14 protein-coding genes and 1 riboswitch are annotated in these 14,033 nt (G+C 39.3%); of the genes, 9 read left to right on the top strand and 5 right to left on the bottom strand.

Features of this window, described 5'->3' with window-relative positions; translation table 11 throughout:
- Nucleotides 1–46: 46 nt before the first annotated feature.
- Both FTU62_RS04910 and FTU62_RS04905 read left to right on the top strand, forming a co-directional pair.
- Nucleotides 47–697 carry a 1-acyl-sn-glycerol-3-phosphate acyltransferase gene (locus tag FTU62_RS04910; protein ID WP_180060120.1) on the top strand — a complete coding sequence of 217 codons (651 nt, stop codon included), beginning with the start codon at nt 47–49 and terminating at the stop codon, nt 695–697.
- Complete coding sequence (locus tag FTU62_RS04905) at nt 697–1,641, top strand: phosphatidate cytidylyltransferase (protein WP_180102002.1); 945 nt, start codon at nt 697–699, stop codon at nt 1,639–1,641. The genes FTU62_RS04910 and FTU62_RS04905 overlap by 1 nt, the downstream gene beginning before the upstream one ends.
- A 460-nt stretch (nt 1,642–2,101) precedes the next feature.
- Here FTU62_RS04905 and FTU62_RS04900 read toward each other — a convergent pair whose 3' ends face one another.
- The gene (locus FTU62_RS04900) at nt 2,102–3,316 is read right to left on the bottom strand and encodes an alkane 1-monooxygenase (RefSeq protein ID WP_180102001.1); all 1,215 of its coding nucleotides are present in this window, start codon (nt 3,314–3,316) and stop codon (nt 2,102–2,104) included.
- A gap of 181 nt (nt 3,317–3,497) precedes the next feature.
- Here FTU62_RS04900 and FTU62_RS04895 point away from each other — a divergent pair, with 181 nt between their 5' ends.
- A complete protein-coding gene (locus FTU62_RS04895; protein WP_180102000.1) occupies nt 3,498–4,448 on the top strand; it encodes an AraC family transcriptional regulator in 951 nt (316 codons plus the stop codon).
- Between the two features lie 370 nt (nt 4,449–4,818).
- Here FTU62_RS04895 and lpxB read toward each other — a convergent pair whose 3' ends face one another.
- Nucleotides 4,819–5,991: a lipid-A-disaccharide synthase gene (gene lpxB, locus FTU62_RS04890; RefSeq protein WP_180101999.1), complete on the bottom strand. Its 1,173-nt coding sequence runs from the start codon at nt 5,989–5,991 to the stop codon at nt 4,819–4,821.
- A 139-nt stretch (nt 5,992–6,130) separates the two neighbouring features.
- Nucleotides 6,131–6,358, bottom strand: coding sequence for a helix-turn-helix domain-containing protein (locus FTU62_RS17600; protein ID WP_180101998.1), 228 nt, complete (start codon nt 6,356–6,358; stop codon nt 6,131–6,133).
- 386 nt (nt 6,359–6,744) lie between these two features.
- Between FTU62_RS17600 and FTU62_RS04880 the strand changes: the two genes are divergently transcribed.
- The 3 genes from FTU62_RS04880 (at nt 6,745) to FTU62_RS04870 (ending at nt 9,442) form a co-directional block, all read left to right on the top strand.
- Nucleotides 6,745–7,641 carry a sulfite exporter TauE/SafE family protein gene (locus FTU62_RS04880; protein ID WP_078193863.1) on the top strand — a complete coding sequence of 299 codons (897 nt, stop codon included), beginning with the start codon at nt 6,745–6,747 and terminating at the stop codon, nt 7,639–7,641.
- A 127-nt stretch (nt 7,642–7,768) separates the two neighbouring features.
- Nucleotides 7,769–8,860 (top strand): 3-deoxy-7-phosphoheptulonate synthase, encoded by a 1,092-nt coding sequence (locus FTU62_RS04875; RefSeq protein ID WP_143221612.1) that lies wholly within the window; start codon nt 7,769–7,771, stop codon nt 8,858–8,860.
- Nucleotides 8,861–8,917: 57 nt separating this feature from the next.
- Complete coding sequence (locus FTU62_RS04870) at nt 8,918–9,442, top strand: protein tyrosine phosphatase family protein (protein ID WP_078191020.1); 525 nt, start codon at nt 8,918–8,920, stop codon at nt 9,440–9,442.
- On the opposite strand, the gene ispF is transcribed toward FTU62_RS04870, so the two are convergent.
- A complete protein-coding gene (gene ispF, locus FTU62_RS04865) occupies nt 9,430–9,918 on the bottom strand; it encodes a 2-C-methyl-D-erythritol 2,4-cyclodiphosphate synthase (protein ID WP_078193864.1) in 489 nt (162 codons plus the stop codon). The two genes, FTU62_RS04870 and ispF, sit on opposite strands and share 13 nt — an antisense overlap.
- A 100-nt stretch (nt 9,919–10,018) precedes the next feature.
- On the opposite strand from ispF, the gene FTU62_RS04860 reads away from it, so the two are divergent.
- The gene (locus FTU62_RS04860; RefSeq protein WP_180101997.1) at nt 10,019–10,669 is read left to right on the top strand and encodes a hypothetical protein; all 651 of its coding nucleotides are present in this window, start codon (nt 10,019–10,021) and stop codon (nt 10,667–10,669) included.
- Between the two features lie 93 nt (nt 10,670–10,762).
- Here the strand turns inward: FTU62_RS04860 and FTU62_RS04855 are convergent, their stop codons facing one another.
- On the bottom strand, nt 10,763–12,004 hold the full coding sequence (locus FTU62_RS04855; protein WP_180101996.1) for a D-amino acid dehydrogenase: 1,242 nt from the start codon (nt 12,002–12,004) through the stop codon (nt 10,763–10,765).
- Nucleotides 12,005–12,138: 134 nt separating this feature from the next.
- A riboswitch (glycine riboswitch) is annotated at nt 12,139–12,229 on the bottom strand.
- A gap of 229 nt (nt 12,230–12,458) precedes the next feature.
- Between FTU62_RS04855 and FTU62_RS04850 the strand changes: the two genes are divergently transcribed.
- Both FTU62_RS04850 and FTU62_RS04845 read left to right on the top strand, forming a co-directional pair.
- Nucleotides 12,459–13,232: a hypothetical protein gene (locus FTU62_RS04850; protein ID WP_111884305.1), complete on the top strand. Its 774-nt coding sequence runs from the start codon at nt 12,459–12,461 to the stop codon at nt 13,230–13,232.
- Nucleotides 13,233–13,407: 175 nt separating this feature from the next.
- Nucleotides 13,408–13,935 (top strand): hypothetical protein, encoded by a 528-nt coding sequence (locus FTU62_RS04845; RefSeq protein ID WP_180101995.1) that lies wholly within the window; start codon nt 13,408–13,410, stop codon nt 13,933–13,935.
- Nucleotides 13,936–14,033 lie beyond the last annotated feature (98 nt).

The raw sequence follows: 14,033 nt of genomic DNA, 5'->3' as shown, positions 1-14,033 counted from the left end.
AGCTATGCCAAATCCATTAGACACTTCAGGGAATGCTCACTCACCAATGAAAGGTAATTTTTTAAGCCGTTCAATTGCTCGCTATATTGCCTTTCTCACTCGTCGTGGGGCGCGGCTACTCACGGGCGCGCGGAGTCTATGGGTCGGGTGCAAACCGGTTATGAAACAGCGTATTTATTATGCAAATCATAATAGCCATATCGATTTTATTTTGCTTTGGTCATCACTGCCGACAGATCTCAGACGGAAGACGCGTCCTGTAGCGGCTTCGGATTATTGGTTAAAAGATGGCTTTCGACGTTTTCTCATTCAAGATACGTTTACTGGCGTCACTATTCAGCGAAATCGAGAGCAAAATCAAGATCCATTAGAACCGATCAAAACCGTATTAGCACAAGGTGACTCGATTATTTTCTTTCCTGAAGGCACTCGGAATTTAAATGATGACGTTGAATTATTAGAGTTTAAAAGCGGTTTATTCCATCTCAAAAATCAATTTCCTGATGTTGAAATCGTACCAGTGTGGATCTCTAATTTAAAACGTGTCATGCCTAAAGGCGCGCTTATACCATTGCCATTATTATCTACCGTTATTTTTGGCAAACCTTTAGAAGCCCATAATGAACACAGTAAAACTGAGTTTTTAAACTACGCTCAGGAAGAATTACTCAAATTAAAAGCATTGGAGTATCAATAATGGAATTCACCAATGCGCAAATGACCTATGTATTGTTTGGTATCTTTGCAGTTATTTTGATTATTGCCTCAACCATTGGCTCAATACTAAAATTTAAAGCGGGTTATGCACCAGCACCGGTCATCGACAATTTAAATGCGCGGATCAATGCATGGTGGGTCATGTTGTTGGTACTTGGTGTAGCAATTTCATTAGGCAAAATTGCCTTTGTGATCCTGTTTGCGTTGATTTCACTCTTTGCTTTACGTGAATTTATCAGTTTACTCCCAACCCGTCGCGGTGATTATCTTCCGTTGCTGATCGCTTTTTATTTTGTCATCCCTTACCAGTATTACTTGGTGTATATCGACTGGTACGGGCTATATTCTATTTTTATTCCGCTGTATGTATTTCTTCTTATCCCAATCGCTACACTCAAAGCCGAAGATACCACGCGATTTTTAGAACGCAGTTCAAAAATTCAATGGGGGCTGATGATCAGCGTATTCTGTATTTCGCATGTGCCTGCGCTATTAAACCTCAAACTTCCCGGATTTGAGGGTGAAAAAATTTGGCTAGCAATCTGGCTGATCATGGTGGTACAAGCCTCCGATGTCTTGCAATATGTCTGTGGCAAGCTATTTGGAAAGCACAAAGTCGCACCGATACTTTCACCATCTAAAACTGTTGAGGGGTTAATCGGAGGCATTGCTTTAGCTACTGCTCTAGGTGTTGCCATGTCATGGCTTACACCCTTCAGCTATCTACAGGCTGCATGTATTGGATTTATTGTTTGCATATTTGGCTTCTTTGGTGGTCTTGTCATGTCAGCCATTAAACGCGATCGTGGTGTAAAAGATTGGGGACAGCTCATCCAAGGCCATGGTGGCATGCTCGACCGAATTGATTCAATCTGCTTTTCTGCACCGATTTTTTTCCACATTTTGCGCTATTGGTTGTCTTAAGAAGTGACTAAGTTTCAAATAGAAAATTTGGGATTTTAAATGATGTTACGTATGTAGAATTAATTTCACATTTTAAAAATGATTTTTACGTCAATGCGACGGTGTCTTACATCTAAGGATTGAATAAAGGTATTAGCCTTCGGCTGGAGATACTCTTACGAAACGTTGTTTCTCATTCGGCAAAATGAGAAGCGAAGCTTCGCAAGGAAACCATATTGCGGTGCAATGCACCTCACCGACAAAACTCGTTCACTAACGTCTAATTATTCAAAGAATCGCAGAAACATTTTTGATTACAATAAGTCTTGTCTCAAACAATTTCGGATGACGTTACCGTGTATCGTTCTTTTATTTGAATCAACGTGCGCTTCTGATGTTACTGCGTAGCATCGGTTAATAATACGCACAATAAAAAATCCCAACTAAACAAGCTTGGGATTCTTCTCATCAGGTATTCGATTTAAACGTCTGAAATTGCAAACTTTTTAAAAATACTTGCACGACGTTTAGGATGAATATTGGCTTTAGTTAAATCGCCTTGGTAGTGATCATAGACACGTTTATCCATCATCTTAAACCAAATAGAGGGTACTAAAGCAGGAATTAGCATAGTGGCATAGCCGCTAGGCAACTCTGGCGCTTCATCAAAATGTCTTAAAGCCTGAAATGGACGAGTCGGATATGCATGATGGTCTGAATGTCGCTGTAATTGATACAAAAATAGATTGGTCACAATATTATTGTTATTCCAACTATGTTCAGGCATGGTGCGCGCATAGCTTCCATCCGATTTTTGCTCACGCTTCAGGCCATAATGTTCAATATAATTAATAATTTCAAAAAGGCTGATTCCATAAAAGGCCTGTGTAACTAAATACGGTGTCACACCTTTACCAAACATTTTCAGCATCGCGGCATGAAAACCTGCACTCATCGCCCAACCATGAAACAGTTCATTGTCCTTCGAAAAGAAACTTAAACCTTTACGTTTTAAGCGTTGTTTCTCAATCTGCACCGCCGATTTAATTCCACCAAATACCGTGCGTGGCCAAAACTCATAAAAGGTTTCACCCATTTTTGAAGATGCAGGATCTTCAGGCGTTGCCGCACGTTTATGGTGCCCATAAGGATGTTCAATGCGGAAATGGCTATAGCCCAAAGGCGCGAGCGTCGCATGTGCCCAATAATGGTCTTTTTTATGTGGTCGATGGCAGAGTTCATGTGCTGTATTTACGCCAACACCATTGATGGCACCCATCGAAATCCCAAGTAGAAGTTGATCTAATAATGAAACATCTTTACGGGTAACCACATAGCCTGCAAAAGCATTCGCTGCCATTTGCAGTGGAATAAATAGTTTGACGATCCGATCATAATAGGGATCATTCACTAAAACTTTGATGTCATCATCTGTCGGGTTATTGGCATCATCACCGATCAGTGCATCCAGTGCATCCAGTGCAGGAATAATGACATGCAGTAGAAGCGGCCCGCCCATGGCAAATAGTTTTTTTGTCGGTTTGGGACCAAAATGATAACCCGCCAAAATCCCCATACCAATGACTGGTAAACCTGGACTCAATAGCCAACCATAACGTTTTTTATCTAAAATACTACCAATTTTGCTTTCTAACTGAGCGAGCTGCTGTTCATTTAATTTTACTTGTGCATTCATGCGCTAGACTTCCCTATTTACTTCTTCTGTGTTTATATTCGTAAAATATGGGCAGCCAGAACAGTTTTAAGCGTCCAAAAAAACTATGCGATCGTCTTTGGCATTTAAGGATAAATGTTGACCTTTAAACACATAGTGACCATCTATAAATAGAAAATTAATATGAGTAAATATTTGAAATATGGATGCTTTAAGTAAAATTTTTGATGATATTCATCTCCACCGATCTGAATATATTTATTTGAGATCAAAGCATCCTTGGGCTTTTCATTTTCAAGATCTTAACGCCATGGTTGCGTATGTGGTGATTCAAGGTCAGTGTGTTGTGCATATAGATCAAGAGCAGGTCTTACTTGAAGCTGGCGATCTTTGCCTTATTCCCTCAGGGCAAAATCATCACTGCAAATCTATACAGTCTGATGTCTTGGTCGAATCAATAAACATCACGCCACTGTTTCAAGAGCAACGAAATAAAACCATTGAATTAAATTCTGCCGAATCTCATGAAGCAGAAGAATTATTTGTACTCGCGATCCGTGGACATGTCGACAGCATTATGGCAAAGCCTTTAGTAAATGCCCTCCCCACGCTGTTACATACACCACACATTATGAGCAGTACCGCACCGGAATGGTTGCAAATTGGCTTACATTTTCTGGCCGTTGAAGCGCATCAGATCCGTCCAGGCCGCGACAAAATTTTGGATCATCTGGTGAGTATTTTATTTATCGAATGTGTGCGTGATTATATTGCAGCCTTGTCAGATTCAAGCAGTTGGTTGCATGCCTTGAGTCATCCTGAATTATCCAACGCTTTGGCCGCGATTCATGAACAACCACAGCATGCTTGGACCGTCGAAAGCTTGGCAGAACAATGTTGCATGTCACGTTCTAAATTTGCCAGTTTATTCACTCAAATGCTCGGTGAATCTCCACTCGCCTATTTGCAGCAACATCGTTTGCGACTAGCAACACAGCACTTACAAATGGGGCAACTGACTATTCAGCAAATTGCCCATCGTATCGGTTACTCATCTGAAACGGCATTTAGCCAAACTTTTAAAAAGTTTTATGATCTAACACCGAGCCAGTATCGACAGCAGCATCAACTCGCAAAAACTGAGTCACCTTAGAGGTTTATTTAACTGACGTTACGCACATAAAAGTAATTTTGCATTTTTAAAATGATTTTTAATTTTATTCGACGGAGTCTTACATCTAGGGATTGAATAAAGGGATTAGCCTTCGGCTGGAGGTACTCTTACGAAACGTTGTTTCTCATTCGGCAAAATGAGAAGCGAAGCTTCGCAAGGAAACCATCTTACGGTGCAATGCACCTCACCGACAAAACTCGTTCACTAGCGTCAAATTACTCAAAGTATCGCAAAAACTTTTTTGATTAGAAGTAGTCCTGCGTCGAACAGTTGCGGATGACGTTACCGTGTATCATACTTTTATTTAAATTAAATTACGCTCCTGATGTTACTGCGTAACATCAGTTATTTAATTTAAAAGCTTTAAAATCGCTTCCACAGGGTTTTCACTGTTGCCTGAAAGCAGTTGTTTATGCATGGTGATGTGCTGCATCACTTGAATTTGCGATTTTTCAACATCCATCAAGCTTTCAATTTCTGCTGCTAATTTTTCAGGCGTTGCATCATGTTGGATGAGTTCCTGAATCACCTTTTTGCCCGCAATAATATTTGGCAATGAATAATACGGAATTTTGATCAGCAATTTCACCACATGATAGGTCAGCCAATTTAACTTATAAAAGGTTACCATTGGGCGGTGTAAAAGCATCGCTTCTAAAGTCGCTGTACCCGAAGCCAAAGCTACAATATTCGATGCGTTCATCACCTGACGACCAATTTTAGATTCGGTATCGGTGTTTTCCATCAAGCGAACTTTGGCTTGTAATGCTTCAGGATACTGCTTGAGCAACAATTCGATTTGCTGTTTACGTGCATCATTGATTGCAGGAATCAGGAACACATAGTCTGGATGCTGCTCCGTCAAAATCTGTGCGGCAGACAGCACCAAAGGCCCTAAGCGCTCAATTTCACCGCGACGGCTGCCCGGAAGTAATGCAATGTGTTTTTGATGCTCATCTAAGCCTAACTCGTGTTTAGCCGCAACGAGTGGATTATCTAAAGGCAACTGACTTGCCAATGGGTGTCCGACAAATGCAGCCGGAACTTGCCATTTTTGAAAAAATACTTTTTCGAAAGGAAATAAACAAAGGACTAAATCAATACTCGCCTTGATGCCATGCACACGGCCTTGGCGCCACGCCCACACTGAAGGACTAACATATTGCACTGTTTTAATTGGTAGCTGTTTTTGCTTCATGCTCTTAGATAAACGCAAATTAAAATCCGGTGCATCTATCCCTACAAAAACATCGACAGGGTTTTCAGTCCATTTTTCAACCAGACCATCACGTACAGCAAAGAGTTTTTTAATATCTTTTAAGACTTCAACGATCCCCATCACCGATAAAATATCCATCGGATAATAGCTGTTAAAGCCTTCTGCAATCATTTGCGGACCACCAATGCCTTCAAATTCCGCATCGATCCCTTGCTCTCGAAAACTACGGATAAGCTTGGCGCCTAATGTATCCCCCGATACTTCCCCAACCACGATGCCAATTTTAAGTTTCCGATTTTGCAAAAGTCTGTCCTTTTAACTCAATTTTCTTTAGCTATAGATTCTATACGAGTCCTTCACAAAGTTAATAGATTTCCTGAAAAAAGCTGCACAGCTCTAATTCACCATTTTAGAAATATTCCTCACTGTGCTTAGCTACTAACTAAAATTTTTTATACCAATGGTTCTGATTTCTACCGTATTTACTCTTAAACAATTTACGAAATAGTACTGCGGTTTTAAAACCCGTGCTTTCCGCAAGTTTATCAACTGAATAATCTGTCAATTCGAGCAATTCAGCCCCACATCGCAGTCTTTCATTATTTAACCAAGTGACAATAGGTCGTTCTGACGCATGTTTAAAATGTCTAGTTAGTGTCCTTCTACTCATATTCGAATAATGGCGAAACCTTATCTTTTTAAGGAGTATAAATTTTGCAGGACTGGACTTTAAGTTCACAGTCGCATATATCGATAAATAACTAATTAAAGACTAGAAAAATAAACCTACGGTGCGTTTTTTGGTATTAGATATGCATTTCAGATAGTCATCACCTTATATTCTAAATACATGATTTCACTGCAGCATAATCTCCATTTGAACTATCAACCAGTTGAGAAAGCCGAAATCAATAACTTAGCTTATATAAAATTTATTAATTTCCAAATTAAATTATTCTTTATCTATTTTTTTCACAAGTAAATCACTAATCGAGACAACGACTTATATTAATTAGTCATAAGATATGCACGTTTTTCGATATTTGGCATTCAGCGATGGTCGGTCCTTTAGAGTTCATTCTGGCAGGTGTGATTGTAGGTTTCTGCGTAGGTATTACCGGTGTTGGTGGTGGTTCATTGATGACCCCGATCCTGATTAGCCTATATAAAATTGAACCCCACATTGCGATCGGTACAGATCTACTGTATGCCGCAATTTCAAAATTTTGTGGTTCTTTAGTCCATGCCCGTAAAATGAATATCGTTTGGACCATTGTCATTTGGCTTGCAGTCGGCAGTATCCCTGCGTCTTTTGCGACCCATTGGGTACTGGAAAACTATCTCAGCCAATCGACACATTACAAAACCGTCTTAACCATGTTTTTAGGTTTTATGCTGACGATTACAGGGATCTCAATTATTTTCCGTGGTCATATCGAAAAATTCTTTAATAAATTTCGAAAAACTGATCAGTTAGATGATATGAGTGCGGATCTTGAACGTATCAATTTCCAAGCTAAAAATAAGCGTGCATATATCATCATCATGGGGATTATTTTAGGCGTATTCGTTACCCTATCGTCTGTTGGTGCAGGTGCCTTCGGTATTATGGCTTTGGTACTTATGTTCCCGAACTTACCGATGATTCGTATTATCGGCTCTGACGTCGTACATGCCGTGCTTCTTACACTGGTTGCAGGCTTGGGTCATATGAGCTCAGGTAATGTCGATTTTCATTTATTGGGTTGGTTATTGGTGGGTTCTATTCCTGCAATTGTGGTCGGAACTTTAATCAGCTCACGTTTACCTGAAAAAGTCATTCGTAAAGTCTTAGGCATTACCTTGTTTGTTTTAGGCATGAATTTCATCATTAATCCAGTAAAATCAAAACCTGTCGAAAAACCAACAACTGCAATGTTGATCGCACCGACGGTGAATAGTCAGCAGGTTTAAATTAACTGCCCGATTCATCACTTTTTTTTCAGAGACTTATTGATCTTTTTTATAACATTTGAATGCTATATTCATGTTATATTCGGCTCACGAAACAACCTTTTGTATAATCAAACCAGTGACGGCAATGAATACTTTACAGTCAAATTCTATTACCCAAAACGACATTGATGACGTGAATGTAAAAAGCATTCAGCCTCTTGTTACTCCTGCAGAACTAAAAAAAGAGCTACCTCTGACTGAAACTGCCTATCAAACAGTCCTTAAGGGCCGTGAAACTGTACGTAATATTTTAGATGGAAATGACAAACGTCTTTTTGTTGTCATTGGTCCATGTTCAATTCACGACACAGTCGCTGCACATGATTATGCTGACCGTTTAAAAGTTTTAAGTGACAAAATCCAAGATACGATTTATGTCGTGATGCGTGTGTATTTTGAAAAACCACGTACCACTGTGGGTTGGAAAGGTCTGATTAATGACCCAGACATGAACGATTCTTTCAACATCGAAAAAGGCTTACGTATTGGTCGTAAACTTTTACTTGAATTGAATGAAAAAGGTTTGCCTTGTGCAACTGAAGCGCTCGATCCAAACTCACCACAGTACTACCAAGATCTTATCTCTTGGTCAGCAATTGGTGCGCGTACCACTGAAAGCCAAACACATCGTGAAATGTCTTCTGGCCTTTCTTCACCAGTTGGCTTTAAAAATGGTACAGATGGCGGTTTAACCGTTGCGACCAATGCCATGCAATCTGTTAAACATGGTCATAGCTTCTTGGGCTTAAGCGACCAAGGTCAAGTTTCTGTTATTCGTACCAGTGGTAACCCTTATGCACACGTTGTACTTCGTGGTGGTAACGGTAAGCCAAACTACGACGCAGGTTCTGTTGCAGATGCCGAAGCGGCATTAGCCAAAGCAAAAGTTAGTGGCAAAATCATGATTGATACCAGTCATGCAAACTCAAACAAAGACCCGTACCTACAACCCCTTGTTCTGAAAAATATTACTGAACAAATCCTTGACGGAAACAAGTCAATCGTGGGTATTATGGTAGAAAGTCACTTAAAAGGTGGTCGTCAGGATATTCCTGCCAACCTATGTGACCTCGAATATGGTAAATCAGTGACTGATGGCTGTATCGATTGGGATACGACTGAAAAAGTCTTGTTAGAGATGCATGAAGCACTTAAAGACGTGTTACCGACACGCTAAGTGAATGAAAAACGCCATCTTCGAGATGGCGTTTTACTTTGAAGGATTATTTGTCAGATGAATGAAATCGAAAATGCGTTAAGTCACATTGAAAACTTCCAATATATACATGAACACTTATTAACGTCAGGACAACCATCTCCTTCTGAGCTTCAAACAATCAAAGAATATGGTGTTTCAACAGTTATCAATTTAGCATTGACTGATGCATCCAATCATATCGAGCATGAAGACCGCATTTGCCTAGATCTAGGCCTGAACTATATCCAAGTTCCAATCTCTTGGGATACCCCTTCAGATGATCAATGCCTTCTAGTACTCGATATGATTGACCATTTGGTTCAAGGTCAAACGGTTTGGCTACACTGTGCGAAAAACTTCCGTGTCAGCAGTTTGATGTATTTATATCGTCAATACTATATGGATGTTGATATGCCAAAGGCTCAAGATTTGATGCATCAAATTTGGGAACCCAATGAAACATGGACAGGTTTAATCCATGCGGTTGCCTTACAACTTCAAGGCCGTAAAGCAACTCAAGATTTACAACATGCACTGATCCATCCAGATCATTTTGCGTGAGAAATCAGTACTGTTGCAGTAGAAAGAATACCTTCTTGGCGACCAGTAAACCCTAATTTTTCGGTGGTGGTCGCTTTGATGCTAATTTGTGTAACTTCAACATCCATAACATTTGCGATACTTTGACGCATTTCTAAATTATGTTTTGCTAGTTTAGGGCGCTCACAAGCCACGGTAATATCAGCATTATTAAGTACATATCCACGATCTAAAATCATTTGGTAGACGTGTTTTAAAAGTACTCGACTATCTGCACCTTTAAATTTTGGATCTGTATCTGGAAAATGCTGACCAATATCTCCGAGTGCCAAAGCTCCTAATAATGCATCACAAAGCGCGTGCAGTACCACATCACCATCTGAATGTGCTTTGAGTCCATGTGTATGTGGAATTTGAACACCAGCAAGCGTTACAAAGTCACCTTCTTCAAATGCATGTACATCCATGCCCTGACCGATACGAATTTGAGCTATCATGCTTGAGTTCCTTGAGAAAATAATGATTGAAATCTTGTATTCACGCTTTCTATTTCGCTATAGTGTGGGCAAGCGCAACATAGTGAAAGTATAAGCGATCATGCTGTTGAAAACTGAAATAAATATCATCAAAAAATTCGGACTGGTTCTGCTAATAGGTTCTGGCCTAGCGACGTTTACGCATGCAGAAAAAATTAACTGCGATCATGCCAATACTCAGGCAAAAAAAAATTATTGTTCTGACCGTTTTAAAGAACAGCGTGAAAAGCTAAATGGGCTTTTTTTAACAGCGCAGTTGATTACCGATGCCCCAATACGCTTACTGATAGATACGCAAAAATTATGGTATAGCCGAGTTCAGCAATGCAAAAACTTGGAGTGTTTTAAACAACAATTTGAGCTTCGCCATGAAGATTTGAATATTTATACCTCAATGAACCAAAGCTTAACGCAGCATTATCTTAAATTTGAAAATGGCCATTTTGCGACATCACCTGTACATTTAAAGGTACATCAACTGGGCAAAGACAGCATCAAAATAGAAGGCATTGCCTATCGTAATCCGAACAATCGAGTTGAAACACAAACCATTCCATTTTTAGCTTACACAACACCCGAACAAAAAAATCAAATCACCGATAATGAACACGACTGCAAATATCAGTTCAATTACAGTAAAGCCTTACTCTCAGTAAAAACTGAACAAAAAGGCTGTGAACGTTTTGCAGGGATTTATCGTTTATATGATTAAGATCAAATTCGAATGACTTAGAAACATAAAAAAAAGCCTCAACGTTGAGGCTTTTTTTATGTCTACAATTTTTTGATGTCTACAATATGTCAGTTAAATCGGATGTGTTTGCTGCACTTGCTGGCTGATCATTGCAGCTGTTGCCGCAGATAAGGTCCATCCAAGGTGACCATGCCCTGTATTATAGAAAATATGGTCACGCTTACCTGCATGCACTACAGGCATCATATTGGGCATCATTGGTCGTAAACCCGCCCACGGCACCACATGTTCTGTTGATAGGTTAAAGTTACGATTTGACCAATCAATTAAGGGCTGAATGCGATCTGCGCGAATGTCTCGGTTATAGCCATTAAACTCTGCCGTACCTGCAACACGGAGTCGATTTGCACCTAAGCGTGAAGTCACAATTTTGGCACTTTCATCCAACAGACTTACCCAAGGCGCATTGGCCTGACTTTGTTCATCATTTAAATTAATGGTGATTGAATATCCTTTGACTGGATACACATTTACGCGATCACCGAGTTTATGTGCAAGTTCATAACTACCTACACCACCACAGACCACCACAGCATCTGCTTCAAGTATGGTATCAGCATCAGGATGTTCCATATTTTCATCACTCCCTTTTAACCGAACATTGACGCCTTTTGCATGATGCTCAAAATCAGTCACCTCAAAGCCCCACATATATTTCACATCAAAGCGTTCTGTTGCTTTGGCAAGCTGCGTCGTAAATTTATGGATATCTCCCGTAGCATCCCCGGGACAATAAAATCCACCATAATATTCACCTGTCAGACTAGGTTCAATATCACGGATTTCAGCTAATGTCACAGGATGACGCTCTAAACCACCCTCACAGAGCATATTATTAACTTGAGTCGCCACCTCATAATCATGTTGATTATGAAAGAAATGTAAAATGCCGCGTTTTTCTAAATCAAACTGTAAGTTTTCATGCTCAGCTATTTCAAATAAACGCTGACGTGCCATCAAGGCGAGACGAACGGTCTCGTGAGTATTTTCACGATAATCTTTAATATGCCCCATAAACTCAAAGAGCCATGAATATTTGTGTAGATTAAAACTTGGATTTAATAATAATGGCGCGGTTTTTTGTGACATCCATTTGATGCCTTTCACCACCGTTGCTTTTTGGTTCCAGACTTCAGCATTACACGCTGATAATTGTCCACCATTGGCAAACGACGTTTCCATCGCAGGATAAAGATGTTTATCGACCACAGTGACACGATAACCGAGTAATCCGAGTTCGTAAGCTGTCGTTACCCCAGTAATACCTGCACCAATCACAACAATATGACACATATAGGCTCCTTAGAAATTATATTTCCTATGTTCGCCCCATCTGTCATTGTTACCTGAGAGCTTTGGTTCCTTGCGAAGCAACGTGAACCTTCCCCTTCGGTGAGTAGGTCTAGCCTACTTCTCTCCAGATCTTTTATATGATTACAGTCCTTTTGCCTGAGAGTTTCCTGGGGGAACTTGCTCCTTCGGCGAGCACGATCTGTGCTTCTCTCCTGCAATCATCCATTCATTTTTATTCGGCATTCATCTTGGTATTGCCTTAGTTAGATATGAGCAATATTTGTACCAAATCTCAAGTCCTATTTGGGTCAATATTGTTAAATATTATTTTTATATCGATTTAAGTTGTTAGGTTATAAATTTAAAATCATTTTTTCTAAACCTAAATACTTCATCTTTAAAATAAAGGTTTAAAATATTAAATGAAATTTATAACTAGAAAGATTGAAGTTTTATGTCGGATTCTACGCTTTTCTCTCGCTTTGCATCTGTGATCAAAACACATTCTATTGAAGAATTAACCCAAAGTGATTTACTCCTTCTTAAGACTCTGGGGCCTGTTCAAAGTTTTTATGCACCATTCGAGGCCATAAATCATGATGCAAAAGTGGTCATCGTCGGCATCTGCCCAGGCCAACAACAATGGCGTAATTCATTAATCGCAGCAAAGGTCGGCTTAGAACAGCAAGTATCTGAGGAAAACATTCTTAAACTTGCCAAGAATAGTGGTGCTTTTAGTGGCCCTATTCGCAAAAATTTAACTCAACTGCTAGATCATATTGGATTACACAATCAATTAGGCATACAGACCACTGCTGAGCTATTTAGCATTCATCAAGATAAGGTGCAAATGTGCTCGGTTTTACAGCAATGCATTTTGGTCAATGGAAAAAATTATGCTGGCTCAACACCTGCAATGCTAAAAAATGAATTATTAAAACAACATATTGATGATTATTTTATTCCTATGGTCCAACAGCTTCCTAACGCAATTTATATCCCGCTAGGCAAAGGTGTAGATGAGGTTTTAAATTATGTAAGCAGCTTAGGCTATTTAAATGATCAACAGATTTTAGCTGGACTTCCCCATCCATCAGGTGCAAATGCCGAACGGATCAAATATTTTTTAGGTGAAAAACCACGTGAACAATTATCTCGACAAACCAATCCCGAGCAGATTGATAGCGCGAAATCACAGATTTTGCTTAAGATATCTAAATTTCTATGAAGTTCGCTTAACATCACTGAAAAATATTATTTATTTGAATATCAACCACTTATATCAAAGCAGTGCTCGAACAAAACTAGAAAAGTGTGATGTATTTTACTTTTTTTGTTTTTCTGTGTGAATATGTACCAAAATAAATATTGCTCATAAAAATAACGCTAACATGGAAATACGCATGAAAAATTATTTAGTTCTAGGATTCACACTCCTACTACTCACGGGTTGTATTACCGTACCTAAAAATAAACCTGAAACAAGAACCTTGAAGCTAAAAGGTGTGAATACCGTTGAAAACAGCAAAGTGATCCAACGGACCATTACTCGAGGTCAGTTACTATGTGAAGCTGGGCAAAAATGTCCTGAACTTGCAATTGATTGGCAAATAAACAAAGGTGAGTATGCACTTTCACTGCATTCTTATGATCAACAGCAGCTTGATATGAGTGAAATATCTTTTGTGATTGACGGCAAAGTTTTGTCTTATCCTGCAATAGGTCAAACAAATTATCGTCGCTTAGATAATTCAAATGTGATTGATTCTTCTAATACCGTGATGATCCCAGATACTGTGCTTAAACAATTCTGTGACGCAAAAGATATTGCGGTGATTATGAATACCAACCAAGGTGAAATCGCACACTATATGCTAAAAAACCAAAAATCATCAGATGCCTACCGACTATTTTTACGTGCTTACTCTTAAGCCCAAATAGTCTAAAATATCCCAAAAGATAGTCTATGTCTTCTTTTGGGATTTTTTATTCATCTCATCTTATAAATTAATCAAATGCATCACATGGT

The organism is Acinetobacter sp. YH12126 (assembly GCF_013418745.1).
Taxonomy (GTDB): Bacteria; Pseudomonadota; Gammaproteobacteria; order Pseudomonadales; family Moraxellaceae; genus Acinetobacter; species Acinetobacter amyesii.
The sequence above is the reverse complement of the archived record's forward strand: the minus strand, read 5'-3'. Positions and strand labels throughout refer to the sequence as shown.

Bases quoted from the DNA above. Each gene is read 5' to 3' on its own strand.
- FTU62_RS04905 (WP_180102002.1), top strand. From the start codon at position 697: ATGGAATTCACCAATGCGCAAATGACCTATGTATTGTTTGGTATCTTT.
- FTU62_RS04900 (WP_180102001.1), bottom strand. From the start codon at position 3,316: ATGAATGCACAAGTAAAATTAAATGAACAGCAGCTCGCTCAGTTAGAA.
- FTU62_RS04880 (WP_078193863.1), top strand. From the start codon at position 6,745: ATGGTCGGTCCTTTAGAGTTCATTCTGGCAGGTGTGATTGTAGGTTTC.
- ispF (WP_078193864.1), bottom strand. From the start codon at position 9,918: ATGATAGCTCAAATTCGTATCGGTCAGGGCATGGATGTACATGCATTT.
- FTU62_RS04910 (WP_180060120.1), top strand. From the start codon at position 47: ATGAAAGGTAATTTTTTAAGCCGTTCAATTGCTCGCTATATTGCCTTT.
- FTU62_RS04850 (WP_111884305.1), top strand. From the start codon at position 12,459: ATGTCGGATTCTACGCTTTTCTCTCGCTTTGCATCTGTGATCAAAACA.
- FTU62_RS04855 (WP_180101996.1), bottom strand. From the start codon at position 12,004: ATGTGTCATATTGTTGTGATTGGTGCAGGTATTACTGGGGTAACGACA.
- FTU62_RS04870 (WP_078191020.1), top strand. From the start codon at position 8,918: ATGAATGAAATCGAAAATGCGTTAAGTCACATTGAAAACTTCCAATAT.
- FTU62_RS04860 (WP_180101997.1), top strand. From the start codon at position 10,019: ATGCTGTTGAAAACTGAAATAAATATCATCAAAAAATTCGGACTGGTT.
- FTU62_RS17600 (WP_180101998.1), bottom strand. From the start codon at position 6,358: ATGAGTAGAAGGACACTAACTAGACATTTTAAACATGCGTCAGAACGA.
- FTU62_RS04845 (WP_180101995.1), top strand. From the start codon at position 13,408: ATGAAAAATTATTTAGTTCTAGGATTCACACTCCTACTACTCACGGGT.
- FTU62_RS04895 (WP_180102000.1), top strand. From the start codon at position 3,498: ATGGATGCTTTAAGTAAAATTTTTGATGATATTCATCTCCACCGATCT.
- FTU62_RS04875 (WP_143221612.1), top strand. From the start codon at position 7,769: ATGAATACTTTACAGTCAAATTCTATTACCCAAAACGACATTGATGAC.